Origin of the sequence: Paraburkholderia sp. XV (genome assembly GCF_020177535.1) — a bacterium.
Taxonomy (GTDB): Bacteria; Pseudomonadota; Gammaproteobacteria; order Burkholderiales; family Burkholderiaceae; genus Paraburkholderia; species Paraburkholderia caribensis.
The window spans coordinates 1-16,764 of record NZ_JAGUUD010000061.1; the positions used below are offsets into that span (position 1 = coordinate 1).

Consider the following 16,764-nt stretch of genomic DNA (forward strand, 5'->3'; position numbering starts at 1 on the left):
TGCCCGTCTTGCCGACCGTGCACAGCGCGGTATTGCCCGCCGTCACGCCCGACAGAGCCACGGATTTCTTCGGCTTGAAAGCGCCCGCGCTCGTTGCGCCGTTGTCTGCTTCGCTCATGTGTCTTCCTCCAGGTGCCATTACTTGTGTGCGGCGAACAGCGCGTCGAGCTTGTCTTCGTACGCGTGATAGCCAAGGTACTTGTACAGATCGTCGCGCGTTTGCATCGTCGGCACGGCGGCCTTTTGCGTGCCGTCGCGCAGCACGGTTTCGTAGAAATTGAGCGCCGCCGCATTCATCGCGCGATACGCGCCGCAGCAGTACAGCGCAATGTCGACGTTCGCTTCGCGCAGTTCCGTCGTCGTGAAGAACGGCGTCGACCCGAACTCGGTCAGGTTCGCGAGAATCGGCACCTTCACGGCGGCCTTGAAGCGGCGATAGTCGTCGAGTGTTTTCATCGCTTCGGGGAAGATCATGTCCGCGCCTGCTTCGACATACGCGACGGCACGCTCGATCGCGGCATCGATGCCTTCGGCGGCGGCGGCATCGGTGCGCGCCATGATGACGAACTGATCGTCGGTGCGCGCGTCGACGGCGGCTTTCACGCGGTCCACCATCTCTTCCGTCGCGACGACTTCCTTGTTCGGGCGATGCCCGCAGCGCTTCTGGCCAACCTGGTCTTCGAGGTGAACGGCCGCGACGCCCGCCTTGATGAACGAGCGGACCGTGCGCGCGATATTGAAGGCGCCGCCCCAGCCCGTGTCGATATCGACGAGCAGCGGCAGGTTGGTGGCGTCGGTGATGCGGCGGGCGTCCGTCAGTACGTCGTCCATCGTGCTGATGCCGAGATCGGGTACGCCAAGCGAATTCGCGGCAACGCCGCCGCCCGACAGATACAGCGCCTTGAAGCCGACGGCTTCCGCCATCTTTGCGACGTACGCGTTGATCGCACCGACGACCTGCAGCGGTTGTCCTTCTGCGACGGCCTGGCGGAATGCCGCGCCGGCGCTGGTGGGTTGTTTGGCTGGGTTCACTGTGAGGCTCCGTTGTTTGCGCGGCTTTATCTGCAAGTGGCGTGCCATGCGGTGCGGCGTCGCTAAGTCTCTGATTTTGCGGGGCACACATCTGCACGGACGTTCGCGGAAATTTCAAAAGTGAAATCGTTGGTTTCGGTTATGAAATTAGGCGCGCATAATGGAACATCCCACCGCTTTTGAACCGGATCGCTCCGATGAGCACGCCTTCCACCATTTCCAGCCCGCGCCCGCGCATCTGGGCGATGGGCATCAGCCGTCTGCGCGATCTGTTCGTCGATATCGCCAGCGAGTACGCGGGCCGCGCGGAGCTACGGGTGGTGGCGCGCGGCTTCGACGACGCCATGCAGGAAATCGACGCGGCGGGCGCGGAGCGTCCCGACGTGATCGTTGCCGGCGGCTCGAACGCCGCGTACCTGAAGGCGCGCGTCGACGTCCCCGTCGTCGCGATCACGCCGACGGGTTTCGACGTGATGCAGGCGCTCGCGCGCGCGCGGCGCGACGGCAATTCGGTGGCGCTGGTCACGCACGGCGAGACGCCCGACGAGGTGAAGCGCTTCACGGCCGCCTACGGCATCGACGTGATCTTCGCGTCGTACCGCTCGACGGAAGACGCGGAGGACTGCGTGCGCGAGCTGCAGGCACGCGGCGTCGATGCCGTGGTCGGGCCGGGCCATGTGACCGATCTGGCGGAGCGCGCGGGCCTGGGCGCTGTGTTTCTGTACTCGCGCACGTCGGTGCGCAGTGCGTTCGACACCGCTCTCGAAGTCGCGCAGGCTACGCGTGCGGAGGGCGTGCGGCGCCAGCGCCTCGATAACCTGCTGCAGCACCTGCGCGATGGCGTTGTCGCACTCGACGCGCAGGGACGCGTCGAAGCGATCAATCAGCGGCTTGCGGACGTGCTCGGCATCGACGCGGCGAGCGCCGCTGGCGTGCCGTTGCAGAGGCTGGCGCCGGATCTCGCCAGTGCGCTGCCCGATGCCGACGGCGATACGCTGGTGTCCGTGCGCGGCACGAGCTATCTCGTGCATCGCGGGCCGCTGGCGGGCGCGGGCCATGCGGCGGGCACGGTGTTGACGTTCCAGGAATCGCGCGCTGTCGAACGGCTCGATCGCACGCTGCGTTCGCGGCAGCGCGGACAGCAGTTCACCGCGCGCTACCGGCTCGACGATCTGGTCGGCGAATGTCCGTCGATCGAGCGCGTGCGCGCGCTGGTGCGGCGCTACGCAAAATCCGACGCGACCGTTCTGATACTCGGCGAAAGCGGCACCGGCAAGGAAATGGTCGCGCAGAGCATGCATCGGCTGAGCGCGCGGCGCGACTTCGCATTCGTCGCCATCAATTGCGGCGCGTTTCCCGAAGCCTTGCTGGAAAGCGAGCTGTTCGGCTATGAGGAAGGCGCGTTTACGGGCGCGCGCAAGGGCGGCAAGGCGGGCTTGATCGAAGCCGCGCATCGCGGCACGCTGTTTCTCGATGAAATCGCCGAAATGCCGCTGCCGCTGCAAAGCCGGCTGCTGCGCGTGTTGCAGGAACGCGAAGTGGTGCGGCTCGGTTCGACGGAACCGACGCGTGTCGACATACGCGTGGTCGCTGCGACGCACCGTGCGCTGACGGAAGGTATCGAGGCCGGGACGTTTCGCGCCGATCTCTACTACCGGCTGAACATTTTGAGCATTGCGCTGCCGCCGTTGCGCGAGCGCACGACGGACGTATTGCCGCTCGCCGCCGAACTGCTGTTGCAGGCGGCCGCGCGCGAGCCGAGGCTGGCGGCGCGCGTTTCTGATCTGGGGGCGGCGATGCGCGTGCTCGCGCAGATCGGCGAACCGTTGCGCCTTTATGCGTGGCCCGGCAATGTGCGCGAGTTGCAGAACGTGATCGAGCGGATCGCCGTCGAACTCGCCGACACGGAAGGCGACACCGCCGACGTCTTCACGCGTGAGATGCTCGATGTCGTCGCGCCCGAACTGGCCGCGTCACCGGCGCCGCTAAAGAAGGATGCGTTGACGTTGCGCGAGCGCAGCCGTCATGTCCAGGCGGACGAAATACGCGCGATGCTGGCAGCGTGCGGCGGCGACCGCGACGCCGCGTGCAAGGCGCTCGGTATCAGCAAGACCACGCTGTGGCGCAAGCTGAACGCAATTCAATGAGCAGCGTGCTCACCAGCCCATGAGTGCAGTGGCAAACAGACCCACTGCCACGACGGCCATACCGATCGTGAGCTTTTGCAGCCAGCGTTTTTTCGTGAGCAGCGTGATCGCGGCCAGCGCGATGGAAATCTGAATGAGCGTCGTTGCCTGTGCCCAGCGGTGATGCTGATGCTGCAACGCCTCGCTCACTTCATTGTCCTTCTTCACCTGGTTTTCGAGCGTCTCCGCCTGCTGTCGAATCGGCTCTTTCTCGGTCTTGTAGCGCTGCGTGTCGGTGACGAACTTTGCGTGCGCGGATGACGCCGGATCGGTCAGCGCGGCGCCCAGCTCGGCGAGATTCTGTTTCTCGCCCTTGGCCTGATAGTAGGCCCACTGGTTTGCGGCTTCCGTCTTGAGGATCGCTGCCTCGTTCTTGTAGAAGAGCGCCTGGTTTTCGTTGGCGCCGCTCTGATACGCCGCAATCGCGCCGACGCTCGCCAGAACGGCCGTCATGACAGCGAGGCGCGAAGCGTTGCGGTCGCCACCATGGCCGCCTGCATGCTCGATCGCATGATCATGCGGGCCGTGCACTTCGTATTCGTCTGACATCGTGGTGCGAAAAGTCGAAAAGCCGTAAGCATACCGCAGCGTGCGCCGGGTAAAAAAGCGACAACGAGCCGGTGTTGTATCCCGGCAATTCGCTATGCTGCAGAGCTGGACGCGCGATTCAGCACTGGAGCCTGCGCTGCGCGCGATATTCCGTCGGCGAAGTCTTCATATGCCGCCGGAAACTGCGCGCGAGATGGTCGCCGCTGGTCAGGCCCGCGCGCTTCGCCACCTTGTCGACGGGCAGGTCGGTTTCAATCAGCAGATTGCAGACGACCTGAAGCCGCGCATGCATCAGATAGTCGGAAGGCGTCATGCCGAGTTCGCTTCTGAAGTGACGCAGGAGGCTGCGCTCGCTCATCGCGGCGACCTGTGCCGCATCTTCTATCGTGACCTGACGGCGGCAGTTATCCTGCAGCCAGTGCGCGGCCGCGCGCACTTTCTCCGCGGGCGTGCTGCCGACCACATCCTCGAAGATCGCATTGAGCACGTCGTGCGAGCAGATCGACAGACCTTCGGCGACGCGGCGCGCCATGCTGTCGCCCATGTCGCGGCGAATCAGCTTCAACGCGCCTGTGAGCGCGTCATGGAGACTTTGCGATCTCATTTTGCATTCGCCGGAAAGGCGCGCCGCGCTTCCTTGCGAACCACGTTCCTGTTCATTCTGTTCGCTGTACGCGTGACCATCGAGACCGGGCAGCGGCGCGCCGATGAGCCGCACGTCGGCCGCCTTCGAGCGCGCGCGGTTGATCCACGCAATAAGCGGCATGGCGCGCGAGTCGATGCACGCATCCGCGCCGACAATCGCGAAGATCGCGTCGAATTCGTGGCCGGTGTGCATATCGAATGATTCCGCACTGACGAGCAACGCGGCGGCACTGGCGATATACCCGTCGTGGTCCGAGAGCGTGGTGATCTGATAGAACCACTGGATGGGGCCGCGCGCCGACAACTCGCTCGCGGCTTCGAATGCATTGGCGATGACGCTGGCGCTCAGCAGGTCGAAGCCGTCGAACAGCACGACAGCGATGCGCCGCAGTCGCCGGGGAATCACGTCCGTGCCGTCGGCAGCTTGCGTTTCGAGTCCTGGAGACTGACGTGTCGACATCATTTCTTCCCCAACCTGAATGAACAGGACCAGATCATCGAGGACCGACACCGATACGGGAAGCCTTCCGCGCGATGCCTATGCGAGAAAGGCTCCCATTTGCTCGCTAACTGGTCATGCTGCCTCGATAAATCGATCAGCGAATGTCGGCGAGCGCACGCAACGCGATGAATTTTCGAAGAACAGCAGTGTTCCCCCATTGACAGTGAATCGCGCATTCATACTCGTGCTCGCAATCTGCAGATCACTCGCTGACAGTTGGCTGACGTCTTCTCAGCTTTCGCGAGAAACGCAGCCTCTCTGCTGCGTCGCCATGATTTCGACGAGCATCGCGCGATAGGTCGAATGGCAACGGCCGGCGGCGTGAAGGATCTGGTCCAATGCCGCGCGCGCGGACGCGGCATCGTGCTGGCGCGTTGGGTCCGAGAGCGCGAGTATGGTCCGCAGGGTGTCGCGTTGCTGGCTCACCAGCATACGAAGCGCGCTGCCGAAGCTGTCCTGCTGGCTGGATGTGAGGCTCATGGTGGTTCCGTTGGGCATGTACATAATGGCAAAACGTTTGGACAGCAGATCTTGTTCCCAGGCTCACATCGACGTTTCGTTACTTTCCAACGCCGATATCGATTCCGCGCGAATGCCTCGCCCTTTGTCTTTGTGAATGGCTTGCGCGATCTTCAGGTAGCTCTCTGCCGTGTCGTGCAACGTATAGCCATCCAGCGCGCGGTACGCGCGGGGCACGCGCAGCGCGTGAACCAGTGCGCGCGCATAGGTGGAAGGGTCTTTCGTGTCGACGAGCGAAACGCCCGGGAAATCGCGGGCAAATTCGAATGCTGCAATGCGGCTCGCGACGACGGGTACACCCGACGCCAGCGCTTCGAGAAAGCCGATGCTATGTGCTTCTCTGAGCGAGGGCATCGCAAAGACTTGCGAGGTCTGCAGAATAGCCGCGACATTCGATGCTGGACCGCACAGCGTCACTCGCCCGTCCAGCTTCAAACGCTGCACGAGATTCACGGCCATATCGTGGTAAGCCGGATCTTCTATCACGCCATGCAACACCAGTCGCGCATCCGGCTCCTGTTGCAGCACGAGTTCAAACGCGTGAATGGTTTCCAGTTGTCCCTTGTCGACGACGTAGCGGCCCAACTGAACAATCTGCTGTGACGCGCCGCGACCGGCCACGGACGACGGAGTCATGGGCGTTTGGAAGCGCGGCAGATCCACGCCGTTGGGAATCACCGTGACGAGCGGATGCGGCCCGACTTCACGCAGATAGTCGAGCGTATTCTGCGGCGAGACGCCGACCACGGCCTTCGCGCGATGGGAAAGCATGCGCTCGGCCCACCGGAGTTTCGGGTTGGCGAAGTCATTGGAGCCCGAGTGCATCACATAGACGACTGGCGCGGCAATGGGAAGAAGACGCACATAGAGTGCGGCTAGCGTCGCGTGCGCGATGATCACGTCCGGTCGAAATTTCCGTACGCAGCGCCATAAATGCATGAGACGCCCAATACGTCCTTGCGGCGATTCGGGAAAGTCGCACAGCACGTCGGCTGCCGCGAGTTCGCTGCGGCTAAGATCGAAGTCCGCCATTTGCGGCTGCATCGACGCGATGCAGACTGCGTGGCCAGCCTCCCTGTGCTCGACTGCGACACCCTTTGCCAAAATCTCCGCACCGGACAAACGTGGCGCGTAGACGACCTGTAGTATCCGCACTTTTCACCGTCTCGAATTGGGCGTGATCCTGGAGAACCGTGTCTCTTGTTTATCCTGCAGTGCACGGTTGCGTGGGTCAATCGTCAATTGTAGTAACCGACATGAGTGGATATACCATAGTCGATCGAGACATTGCGATTCGGTCAAGCACTAGTTGTTGCTGGACACGGGTACTCGTTCGGAGAACTTTTCCCTTTCCGCCCCGAAATGCGAGTGGGAGCACTCCTCAACATAGGATTGCAATGTCTCTACTGAACCAGGCGATCGAGCCAGAGCGTTTCCGAGTAAACGGCTGGCAACGGAAAACCTTCCATCGGAATACTTTGCAAGTCGTTCCCGTTGAATGCGTATCGCACGAGTTCACCATTACCGGCCGAGAAGAGCGTGTTGGCGAGTATCGCGTCCGCGCGCGAGTAGAAGACCAGCGCTGTGCGGTTTCTATCGCGGAGCAGGGCGGGCGCGGCGTCCTGCCACCGAAGATCGCGCAGATAGGCGAGTAGGACGGGCGCGGTGTCACGATGCTGTACGTGCCATTTCCATACATCCACGCCGCCGGGTTCCTGGAAATGCGGCACGGTCATGACAATCGCTGCGTCGGCGCTGGTGTCGCTCGTAAAGCGGGTAAAGTCACGCTCGAATTGAGCGGGCACAACGGATGCCGCGCCAAAACTCCAGTGTTCCTTGTCGACGCTGAATGTGGTCACGGCCACGCGACGGTTATCGTCGGCGGATTGCACGGCGACGAAGGTTGCCGTGTCTTTGCGAGTGCTGCCCACGTTGAGCAACTGCACGTTGGGATTCAGATTGTTTGGGGCAGGCACTTTTGTCTGCTGGATATGCCCGGCCTGATCAGAGCTTATCGTCCATAGATCGACAGCCTGGTCCGATCGCTGCACTGCAACGAGGATCTTTTCGCGCGATGTGTCTCTCGGTGAAAAGGCAAGGTACTGCTGCACGCGTGCAGCCGGAATGCTTTTGTCGCTTTGAAACCAGAGAACGGGAGCGGAAAAGTGATTGCCATTGCTGCGCAACAACCAGAAGGCGGACCCGCCGTCTCTCGGCGTGACGACCATGAGGTCCGCCCGGCCATCGCCATCGAAGTCGCCAACCAGAAAGCGCGCGCTGTCGAAACACAACGTGTCGGCGCCGCATGTCGGCATCGTCGCGCGGCTATCGAAGCGCACGGCATTCGCGTACCAGTTCTCGGGCTCATCAGGTTTGCTTAAGATTGAAGTCTGAACATAGATGTCGAAGCCGGGTCCGTCGGAACGTCTTTGCACGTAGACGGCAGAAGTCGTCCCGTCTCCCGTCACGTCGCCGTACATTGCGCCTGTCAAACGCAGGTCAGTGGACCATGCCGGACGCGCTGTGGACCAGCGGTAGCGCGTCGTCATGGAGGCACATCCTCTGATGCGAAGGCGGTTGTTCTCTTCTCCGAGGCAGCGGCGCGAGGGTGTGAATATCAGACCAAAATCCCACGGAGTCCAGCGCTGCGACACATTCCATTCTTCGCATGGCTCTTCAGCGAGTGTGCCGTCGTGTTCGGCGACGCATTGCCCCGTCGAGACGGACACGAGTGCCGCATTGTGCTGGTTGCCTGCATATGCGGCGCGCGGTTCCCATTTCCATTGCTGGCTGACCGACCCGTCGCAAGGCGCGAGTTCGGGGCCGCGCGTATTGCCTCGCGACGTCAGGCATTGACTGGAGCCAGTATTAAAGAGAACAGAAGGAATGGCGACAAAATCAGGCCTGGCGCGAAGTGTGGTGTCGTGGCGCGAATAGTTGCGCAAAATCCAGTTGCCGTCCCATTGGTACTCGCCGAACACATGCGCGAAGTCGCCACCGTCGATCGAGAAGTAGCTCGCCGCGATGTCGCGCTTGCGTTGTGCTTCTTCGCCGAACAGCGTGGTGGGCCAGGTTCCTGTCGGATACGTGGTGTAGAAGGCAATGGGAATGGCGCGCCCTGATGTTTGCGCGACATGGCGTGTCATGCGGGCGGCGTAGATATGATCGGGATGCTCGATAAACGGCACCGTATCAGGGTTCAGCGTCGCGATTCGCGTCGCGTCCTGCAGTATCGTTTTGAGAACGAGGGAAAGCGAATCGCGTGTGTAACGCGTTGCCGCCAATTCTCCATGTCCCATCGGAAAGGTTGTGAGTGTTGCGCCCTGATCCCAGAGCAGCGCAAGCGGCGCGCGGCCGCCGCGGACCGCGCCGCCAGGAAGCCTTATTTCAAGAAGCCGCACGCGCGGTTGCGCTTTCAATATGAGCTGGAACACCGGCTTGCCAGCTATTTGCACTGTCGACTCATCCCATGTATTTGCGACTCCTGCAAGACGCGCATAAGCGAGTCGCGAGGCCTCCTCACGCTTTTGCACATAGGCGAAATTGGCACCGTTAGCGCCGCCGATCAGATGTACAGTAGTGACGCACCATCCCGCGCGTAGCCGCTCGCTGATAGCGGGCTCGACGAACAGCAGATCGTCATCGAGGTGTGCGACGACCGTCACGAGCGTGCCCGCGCTGCAATCGGCGGACGACGCACGTGCAGTCCCGACGAGAACGAAGCACATGCAAAGAACAAACAGGACATAGCGTGACAATCGGAAAAGCCCGAGTGGCGACGTGTTCATATGATTGCGATCGTCCCTTTTTTCTTGGTGTTGTCCCCGAGAGCCTGCATCGGACGGATGAAGTAGCCTCGGTTTGTTGACTATTGCTATTACAACCGTCTTTTTCTTACTGTTTGAAAGGCAATCATCTTTTTCGCAAAAAGAACATTGCGGTCACTGATTCCGTATAAGCGCGAAGGCCAGTCTATATTTGTGAGCCTTTCTTTAATAGAGCGGAGTTCTCCCGGGTCGATCGCGGATTGCAGTTCATCGAGCAGCCTTTAATGGACAGATTGCAGTCGTCAGTGGCAATTCACACCAACACAGCCTTGTGCCCGTAATAGAGTGAGTGGCGCTGACGCAGCGTTCGTCAGTGGTCTGGAACAATTCAGTAACGGTATCCCGACGGGTTTGCGCGTCGTGCGTTTCTGCCAATAGCAGTGTTTTGAGGACGTCATGCGGATGCTGTTCGTTATCGGTCACCTCGGTGACTACCACGTGCCGCGCTATGAAGCGCTGATGCGGCTTGCGGCGAGGCGTGGCGATGAAGTCTGTCTGGTCGAGGTGTTCGGGCGGTCGGGTTTCTACTCGTTTCCGCAAACGCGGCGCGCGTCGTTTTTCGCGCAACGTCACGAGTGCGTCACCACCTTGGAGAATGATGTCAGTGACGCTGGCGGACGCTGGCTGAATGTCTTCGCGCGGCTCACGGCGATCATCCGGCGGATCGAGCCGGATGTCGTGGTCACGTTGGGCTACGACACGCCTTACTCGTTGTGGCTCTGTTTCGTCAGAAGGTTCACGAGACCGTTTGGTCTGATCTACATGTCGGACTCGAAGGCCGACGACGGCGCGCGCAGCAGCCTCAAGGAATGGCTGAAGCGCGCGTTGGTGCGCCGCTTCGACGCCGCCCTGGTCGCGGGAGAACGGCATCGCGATTACGCGGAGTTTCTCGGCATTCCGCGCTGGCGCTCGCGGGTCGGTTTCGATGTGATAGATGTCGACCAGTTTTCGCGCCGCGCAGCGGCTGCGCATGCCGCTGCCGACGACGTTCGCCGTATGCGCGGCTTGCCGCAGCGCTACGTGCTCTGCGTCAGCCGCTTCGTAGCGCGCAAGAACGTGGATGTCGTCATCGACGCGTTTGCGCGTTCCCGTCTTGCGGATCATGCAATCGAACTGGTTCTGGTTGGGCAGGGGCAGGAAGAATCCATGCTGAGAGCCCTCGTATCGCGGCTCGAACTCGAAAAGAGCGTGCGCTTTCTCGACGCCCTGCCCAACGGCGACATGCCTGCGATATACGGTCTTGCGGATTTCGTCGTGCTCGCCAGCGAGTTCGATCAGTGGGGACTCTGCATCAACGAGGCATTCGCGGCGTCGCGAACGGCGATCGTCACACATACATGCGGCGTGGCGCGTGAGCTGGTCGTGAACGAGACGAACGGTTATGTCGTCGATCCGGGCAACGCGGACATGCTCGCCGCGCGCATGCGAACCCTGGCACTGGACGATGTGCTGCGCGAACGTTTATCTGCCCGCGCGCGGCTCGCCGTCGAGCAATGGAAACCCGCCACGTTCGCGAGCAATCTGATGGAACTTGCCGATTGCGTGCTCGATTCCGATCAGGTCATCTCGCGAGCAGAGCATGAGTGAAACACATCGCGACACCATTGCACACGGAGACAATCATGGATGAGCCGGAGAGCTTCGGAGCGCGCACGCCGTTCCAGTTATGCACGATGGCCGAGGAGCATGACGAAGCGCTCGCGGATGTCATGGCGTTGGCAGAAGCGAACAGCGAGCTCGATCTGCGTGCGGCCATCGACACCCTCGCTGAGATCCACGAACTCGTGAAGGGCTATCTCGTGCCTTGAGTCGAGAACATGCGGCAGATGGCGTCGCGCAACCATGCGATGCCGAGGTCGGCGGAAAACTGCATATGCATGTGCACCTGAATTTCGATGGGGGGCAATGAAAATGGCAGCGGCAGGATTCGGAACGCCTTGTTTCGATTGAACCGCTGCGCAATGCTTTTGGGAAAGATGACAGCGAGGTCGGTGTTCTGGACGATCTCCGGCGCAACCACGAAATGCGGCAGCCGCAACACGATATCGCGGCGCAGATTCAATTCCTCCAGCCATTGCTCGACCATCCGGTGACCGGTCGCGTTCGTGCTCGCATAGACATAACGTAAAGCGGCAAGGTCGTCCTTGGTCGGATTGCGCTTGCGTAGCGGATGTCCCGCTCGCACCACACACACATGCTCGTCCACGAACAGCGTCGTGCTGATGCACGCCGGGTCCAGCCCCGGCACATAACCCAGCGCGAGATCGATCTCGCCGCTTCGCATCGCGGCGCTCACGGCATCCACGGAGAAGTTCGCGACCTCGACGCGTATGCCGGGTGCGGTTCTGTCGATCATCGCGAGCAGCGGTGGCAGAAAATAGAACTCTGACATGTCGGACATCGACACGCGGAACACGCGGTGTGCCGTCGCTGGATCGAATTTCGCCAGTTGTTGGACCGCGACGTTGATGATGCCGAACGCCTGCGCGAGCGGCGCGTGCAGGCGCACAGCGGCGTCGGTGGGCACCATGCCCGTCGGCGTGCGAACGAACAGGGGATCGTCGAACATCGTGCGCAAGCGGCGCAACGCGTGACTGACGGCGGGTTGCGTGAGTCCGAGCCGCGCGCCCGCCGCCGTGAGGCTGCGCAGATCGGCAATGGCCAGAAACACGCGCAGAAGATTCAAGTCCGTGATGCCGGGGTGCGTCTTTGTCATGTCGTCCGGAACCTGTCCGTGGCGGCGCGCGACCCGTTTGCGGTCGAACGCGCCTCGCTGTTGGACCGAACTCGCGTGCCCGCGTTCGGCGCTTTCACTCGCGCGTCAGATTACCGTAAATGCTGTGCATCGGGTAATGCGGCGTGGCTCCGCTATAGGGCGGAAACGAATCGAAATCCGCCTTCATCCGCGCACGCACGGGCGACGCGAGCGCGGCGTCGAGTGAAGCGGCATCGTCGAATACGACCTTGTTGCGTTGCATGGCCGTTGCGCGCGGGTACTTCAAGGCCGAGCGATAGTCGATGCGCGTATAGATCTCCAGTTCGCGAATGCCGGGCAGTTGCGTCATCAACGGTGGATGATGCGTCAGATAATGCGTGAGCCATGCGTTGAAGTCGTCCGCTTCGCCTTCATAGCTGACGAGGTAGGTGCAACGTTCGTCTCGTGCGTCGACTGCATGCGGCGTCGGGAAATGGCGCACGGCCATTGCCTGCTGGAGGAGTGTGCAGGCGTCCATGCTTGCGGCGATGCTGTCGGCGGCGGACTGTATTGCGCTGCCCGGTTGCAGCGCGGCTTCGAGCCGTTCGAGATCGTCGAAATACCATTGCGTCACGCAGAACGGTGCCGATGCGTCGTGCCCGTCGCGCCCGGCAGGAAAATGCAGCACGAAGCGCCGCAAACCTGCCACGTCATGCGCGGCCGACTGCAAGCGCGAGATATTCGCCCGATCGAACGCGCCGCGCCCGTGACCGCGTTCGCCAATCAGAAAGAAGCACACTTCCACGCTTACCTCGCACACTGAGTGGAAAGGGATGCTGCCGCCACACCCGGCCGCGCGAGACGATGAAACTGCCGCGCGAAATAGATCAGTCCATCGCCATCCTGACGGACCGAAATCGTGTCGATCTGCACGAACATCACCGAGTGCGATCCGACGCTCTTGAGTTCTACGATCGTACCTTCGAGATTGGCAATGGCATGCGAAAGCACGGGCACGGCCGAGCGTCCCGGTTTCCATGCGTGGCGTGCGAAGCGCTCGTCCATCGGGCACGAAGTCATGCCCGCAAAGTCGCGCGCGAGATCCTGATACTCGCCGGCGAGCACGTTGATGCACACGTTGCGGTTCTCGCGCAGTACGTCGTGCATATAGCTGGCCTGGTTGATACAGACGAGCATCGTCGGCGGCTCGTCGGTTACCGAGCAGACGGCGCTCGCGGTGAGGCCACAGCGTCCGCTCGGCCCGTCGGTCGTAATGACGTTGACGGCAGCGGGCAGGCAGGCCATCGCGTCGCGAAAGCGCCGCTTCATGTCTTCGTTCGTCATCGTTTGCTCCTCGTGTTCGATCGTGCGTTGCATCAGGGATACGGCGTGACGGGCGGTATGCCGACGAACAGCGCACCCGACGCGTCATACGTGCCCTCGCCGAGAAACGCGTGCTGCGTCACGACGATCGAGTCGCGCACCAGACGCTGCAAGCGGCTCTCGCGATAAATCGCGGCGATGCCCGCCATCTGATACGCCTGCATGACTACCTCGGCGCATACGTGGGCCGCATGCGTCGCGCTCAGGCGCATCAGATTCGCCTGGTCGGGCGTGACGGGATCGCCAGCGAGAATCGTGTCCCACGCCGCTTGTGCCGACTCATAAAAGAACGCACGCGCGCTGCGCCACTGCGCTTCCGCTTTCGCGAGACCCGAGCGGTAATAGCCTCGGTCCGCGAGACGCGGCGCGCCCGTCGTCGTTTTTGTCGCGCCGGACATATCCGTCAGCAGATCGAGCGCGGCGCGCGCCAGCCCGACGTTCACGGCGGTATGCACCTGCGCCTGATACGCGACGGCGGGATAGCGATACAACGGCTCGTCGATCAGCGCGTGGCCGCCGCGCACGAAGGTCCATCGAGCATCGACGAACTTGTCGCGCAGCCGCAGATCGTGACTGCCCGTGCCCTGCATGCCGACCACGTTCCAGTTGTCGACGATCTCGACCTCGCTAGCGGGAAACACGGCGGTGAACGGCTTGCCCGCGCCCGCATCGCCCGAGTTCGCGGGCGTGCCGCCAATACCGACGCCGATCCAGTCCGCGCCTTTGCAGCCGCTCGCGAACCGCCACTGGCCGCTGACCTTGTAACCGCCCGGCGCCTGAACCGCAGGTTGCAGCGGATAGAGACCGCCCGCAAAAACCTGGTCCGGTCCTTTTGCGTAGATCTGCTGTTGCGTTTCGACAGGCAGCGAGGCGAGGTACGTATTCGCCGACCCGAACGCGGCGACCCATGCCGTCGAACCATCCGCGATCGCGATACGTTCGAGGATCGCGAGAAACTGCGGCGGCGGCAGCGCGTCTCCGCCGAAACGACGCGGCGTGCTCGCACGGTAGATGCCCGCGCGCTTCATCTTCGCGATCATGTCGCGCGGCACGTGCGAGAGCTGATCGAACTCGTCGCGGCGCCGTTCGATTTCTTCGATCAGAACGTCGAGCGAAATGGGACCGGCATACTCGGGATACGGCTCGCCCTGGTCGATGGAGCGCGGTTCGTGGGCGTAAGTCGAAATGCTGTGAAGGCTTTGCATGATGAATACGTATTGAGTGGAATGGAGAATGCGATCAGGCGGTGACGGGCTCGGCGCCCTGTTTTGCCTGCTGCCGTGCGGCGCGTGGAAAGGTTTCGGGCGCGATGCACGTCGCGATTACCGTGACGAGCGCGAGCGCAACGAGATAGATCGCGACGGGTGTGGCGCTGCGATAGTGAGCGAGCAACGCGGTTGCGATCATCGGCGAAAGGCCGCCGCCGAGTACCGACGAAATCTCGCGTCCAATGCCGAGCCCCGAGAAGCGCAGATGAACGGGCAGCAGTTCGCTGATGAATGCGGGCTGCGCGCCTTCGAGAATGCCGAGCGTGACGCTGTTGGCGAGAATCAGCGCGGCAATCACTTTCCACAGCACGCCGGAGGCGAGCAGCGTGAAATACGGATACGCGACCAGCACCATGGCAATGGCACCCGCGAGATAGACCGGCTTGCGGCCGATCTTGTCGGTGAGATGTCCCATCAGAAGCGACATGGGGATCATCAGCAGCATCGACAGCGTGAGCCCGCCGAGAATCCATGTCGACTTCAAACCGAGAAACTGACCATACGCTATCGAAAACGCGAAGAAGATGTACGACGCGCCGCCTTCGCCGAAGCGCAGGCCGAACACGGTCAGTACCTGACGCGGGCAACGGCGCAATACCTCGACGATCGGCATGCGGCTTTCGCGGTGTGTCGCCTTCACCGCGACGAAATCGGCGCTTTCTTCCACCGAGCGGCGCATCCAGAGTCCGAGCACGACGAGCACCACGCTGCACAGGAACGGCACGCGCCAGCCCCAGCTGAGGAAGTCGTCGGGCGATAGCGTCTGCGCGAGCAGGAATGCCGCTGTCGACAGCACGAAGCCGAATGCCGCGCCGCTGGGGCTCCATGCGGCAAGCGCGCCGCGCCGCGAGGCGGGCGCGCTTTCGTGAATCATCAGAATGCTGCCGCTCCATTCGCCGCCCGCAGCGAGCCCCTGCAGAATGCGCAGTAGCACGAGAGCGATGGGTGCCGCGATACCGATCTGCTGATACGTCGGCAGCAACCCCATGCACATGGTCGCGACACCCATCGTCAGGAGCGTGAGCATCATCACCGTCTTGCGTCCGTAGCGGTCGCCGATATGGCCGCACAGCACACCGCCGACAGGCCGCGCAATAAAGCCCACCGTGAATCCGCCGAATGCCGCGATCGTGCCCGTCAACGGGTCGCTGCCGACGGGAAAGAACAGCTTGCCGAACACGAGCGCGGCGGCCGTTCCATAGAGAAAGAAGTCGTACCACTCGAGTATCTGGCCAAGCACGGCTGTCGTCACCGCACGGCGGACGGTGCTTGTCTTGCGTAGGGGAGAGGAAGAGGAAAGCGTGGCTGTCGCGTGAGGATTCATGGTGTTGGGCTGAGCAAGACGTTGAAGTTTCCGCTTCCCGATCATGGAGACGGGCAAGGCGACCTGGCGATTCAGACAGACATGGGCGAACGATAGGAGCGTGCGAAAAGACCGTCAAATTCAGGCCAAAAATGGGCGACATAAATGGCATTCATGTCGTGCGCGCAGGCATCGGCACGTGTGATGGCGCAAATAAAACACGCTTATCGCCCCTGTTCTATTTGACTGATTTGACCGCGCATAACGGCGAACCTGGATTGCGGTCCTCGTAACAGCCGCGGCGCAATCATCATTCGCTGCGTCATTCAATCGAAGCAGTCGGGATGAACGGGATGACGAATCCATGAGAATCGGATCAGCAGCATTGGCCGCCTTGACGGTGGCCGGGTGTGCATTCGCCGGCGCGGCGCACGCGCAGCGTTCGGTGACGATGTATGGCATCGTCGACGATGGTTTCAACTGGACCTCGAATACGGGAGGCCACAATCTGTACAACGTGTCGAGCGGTGTCACGCAGGCGAGCCGCTGGGGGCGGCGCGGCAGGGAAGATCTCGGCGGCGGGCTCGCGGCGCTCTAGCGGGGCACACGGTCGCGGTGGAAGGGCGGGCAGTGCGGCCTGTCGCGGGTTATCCGCGCAATCTGAAGCGCTGTTTGCAGACGGCCCCGGCATTCCCGACGAAACGGTGCTGGCGCGTGATAAATGAAGCGGATTGCGCCAGTGCATCCATCGCGGTTGCCCCGGCGCGTGATTTCGATGGAATAAGCGTCTGCGCTCAGGTGTTCTGGTAAGGCAAACCACGTTACCGCCTTTACCTCTACCGGACCGTCATCATG

At 62.0% G+C, this 16,764-nt stretch carries 14 protein-coding genes and 2 pseudogenes; 4 read left to right on the top strand and 12 right to left on the bottom strand.

The annotated features are described in order from the left end of the window. Both KFO72_RS25100 and prpB read right to left on the bottom strand, forming a co-directional pair. A pseudogene (locus KFO72_RS25100) lies at window positions 1–118 on the bottom strand (2-methylcitrate synthase); the annotation flags it as partial. A gap of 20 nt (window positions 119–138) precedes the next feature. Further along, the gene (gene prpB, locus KFO72_RS25105) at window positions 139–1,080 is read right to left on the bottom strand and encodes a methylisocitrate lyase (RefSeq protein ID WP_197496925.1); all 942 of its coding nucleotides are present in this window, start codon (window positions 1,078–1,080) and stop codon (window positions 139–141) included. A 149-nt stretch (window positions 1,081–1,229) separates the two neighbouring features. Between prpB and prpR the strand changes: the two genes are divergently transcribed. After that, window positions 1,230–3,179, top strand: a complete 1,950-nt coding sequence (gene prpR / locus KFO72_RS25110; protein WP_225033286.1) for a propionate catabolism operon regulatory protein PrpR — start codon at window positions 1,230–1,232, stop codon at window positions 3,177–3,179. 9 nt (window positions 3,180–3,188) lie between these two features. On the opposite strand, the gene KFO72_RS25115 is transcribed toward prpR, so the two are convergent. From KFO72_RS25115 to KFO72_RS25135, 5 genes are all read right to left on the bottom strand, one after another. Next, window positions 3,189–3,767 (bottom strand): DUF4337 domain-containing protein, encoded by a 579-nt coding sequence (locus tag KFO72_RS25115; protein WP_054931650.1) that lies wholly within the window; start codon window positions 3,765–3,767, stop codon window positions 3,189–3,191. Between the two features lie 118 nt (window positions 3,768–3,885). After that, window positions 3,886–4,923, bottom strand: coding sequence for a helix-turn-helix domain-containing protein (locus tag KFO72_RS25120; protein ID WP_225033287.1), 1,038 nt, complete (start codon window positions 4,921–4,923; stop codon window positions 3,886–3,888). Between the two features lie 222 nt (window positions 4,924–5,145). Further along, window positions 5,146–5,394 carry a hypothetical protein gene (locus KFO72_RS25125; RefSeq protein ID WP_225033288.1) on the bottom strand — a complete coding sequence of 83 codons (249 nt, stop codon included), beginning with the start codon at window positions 5,392–5,394 and terminating at the stop codon, window positions 5,146–5,148. Window positions 5,395–5,457: 63 nt separating this feature from the next. After that, window positions 5,458–6,588, bottom strand: coding sequence for a glycosyltransferase family 4 protein (locus tag KFO72_RS25130; RefSeq protein WP_054931652.1), 1,131 nt, complete (start codon window positions 6,586–6,588; stop codon window positions 5,458–5,460). Between the two features lie 248 nt (window positions 6,589–6,836). Then, on the bottom strand, window positions 6,837–8,414 hold the full coding sequence (locus tag KFO72_RS25135; RefSeq protein ID WP_225033308.1) for an RICIN domain-containing protein: 1,578 nt from the start codon (window positions 8,412–8,414) through the stop codon (window positions 6,837–6,839). A 1,248-nt stretch (window positions 8,415–9,662) separates the two neighbouring features. On the opposite strand from KFO72_RS25135, the gene KFO72_RS25145 reads away from it, so the two are divergent. After that, window positions 9,663–10,847 (top strand): glycosyltransferase family 4 protein, encoded by a 1,185-nt coding sequence (locus KFO72_RS25145; protein WP_225033289.1) that lies wholly within the window; start codon window positions 9,663–9,665, stop codon window positions 10,845–10,847. Window positions 10,848–10,882: 35 nt separating this feature from the next. Continuing rightward, a complete protein-coding gene (locus KFO72_RS25150) occupies window positions 10,883–11,068 on the top strand; it encodes a hypothetical protein (protein ID WP_054931655.1) in 186 nt (61 codons plus the stop codon). On the opposite strand, the gene KFO72_RS25155 is transcribed toward KFO72_RS25150, so the two are convergent. The 5 genes from KFO72_RS25155 to KFO72_RS25175 form a co-directional block, all read right to left on the bottom strand. Further along, the gene (locus tag KFO72_RS25155; protein ID WP_054931656.1) at window positions 11,053–11,976 is read right to left on the bottom strand and encodes a LysR family transcriptional regulator; all 924 of its coding nucleotides are present in this window, start codon (window positions 11,974–11,976) and stop codon (window positions 11,053–11,055) included. The genes KFO72_RS25150 and KFO72_RS25155 overlap by 16 nt on opposite strands. A gap of 94 nt (window positions 11,977–12,070) precedes the next feature. Continuing rightward, window positions 12,071–12,760, bottom strand: a complete 690-nt coding sequence (locus KFO72_RS25160; protein WP_176054032.1) for an EthD family reductase — start codon at window positions 12,758–12,760, stop codon at window positions 12,071–12,073. Window positions 12,761–12,762: 2 nt separating this feature from the next. Beyond that, entirely contained in the window at window positions 12,763–13,299 is a 537-nt protein-coding gene (hpaC, locus tag KFO72_RS25165) for a 4-hydroxyphenylacetate 3-monooxygenase, reductase component (protein ID WP_054931682.1), read from the bottom strand. Window positions 13,300–13,331: 32 nt separating this feature from the next. Further along, the gene (locus tag KFO72_RS25170; protein ID WP_225033290.1) at window positions 13,332–14,543 is read right to left on the bottom strand and encodes an acyl-CoA dehydrogenase family protein; all 1,212 of its coding nucleotides are present in this window, start codon (window positions 14,541–14,543) and stop codon (window positions 13,332–13,334) included. Between the two features lie 34 nt (window positions 14,544–14,577). Continuing rightward, the gene (locus KFO72_RS25175) at window positions 14,578–15,930 is read right to left on the bottom strand and encodes an MFS transporter (protein WP_054931659.1); all 1,353 of its coding nucleotides are present in this window, start codon (window positions 15,928–15,930) and stop codon (window positions 14,578–14,580) included. A 343-nt stretch (window positions 15,931–16,273) separates the two neighbouring features. On the opposite strand from KFO72_RS25175, the pseudogene KFO72_RS25180 reads away from it, so the two are divergent. Next, window positions 16,274–16,504, top strand: a pseudogene (locus tag KFO72_RS25180) (porin); the annotation flags it as partial. Window positions 16,505–16,764: the final 260 nt, after the last annotated feature.

Bases quoted from the DNA above. Each gene is read 5' to 3' on its own strand.
- prpR (WP_225033286.1), top strand. From the start codon at position 1,230: ATGAGCACGCCTTCCACCATTTCCAGCCCGCGCCCGCGCATCTGGGCG.
- KFO72_RS25150 (WP_054931655.1), top strand. From the start codon at position 10,883: ATGGATGAGCCGGAGAGCTTCGGAGCGCGCACGCCGTTCCAGTTATGC.
- KFO72_RS25175 (WP_054931659.1), bottom strand. From the start codon at position 15,930: ATGAATCCTCACGCGACAGCCACGCTTTCCTCTTCCTCTCCCCTACGC.
- KFO72_RS25170 (WP_225033290.1), bottom strand. From the start codon at position 14,543: ATGCAAAGCCTTCACAGCATTTCGACTTACGCCCACGAACCGCGCTCC.
- prpB (WP_197496925.1), bottom strand. From the start codon at position 1,080: ATGGCACGCCACTTGCAGATAAAGCCGCGCAAACAACGGAGCCTCACA.
- hpaC (WP_054931682.1), bottom strand. From the start codon at position 13,299: ATGACGAACGAAGACATGAAGCGGCGCTTTCGCGACGCGATGGCCTGC.
- KFO72_RS25155 (WP_054931656.1), bottom strand. From the start codon at position 11,976: ATGACAAAGACGCACCCCGGCATCACGGACTTGAATCTTCTGCGCGTG.
- KFO72_RS25115 (WP_054931650.1), bottom strand. From the start codon at position 3,767: ATGTCAGACGAATACGAAGTGCACGGCCCGCATGATCATGCGATCGAG.
- KFO72_RS25145 (WP_225033289.1), top strand. From the start codon at position 9,663: ATGCTGTTCGTTATCGGTCACCTCGGTGACTACCACGTGCCGCGCTAT.
- KFO72_RS25125 (WP_225033288.1), bottom strand. From the start codon at position 5,394: ATGAGCCTCACATCCAGCCAGCAGGACAGCTTCGGCAGCGCGCTTCGT.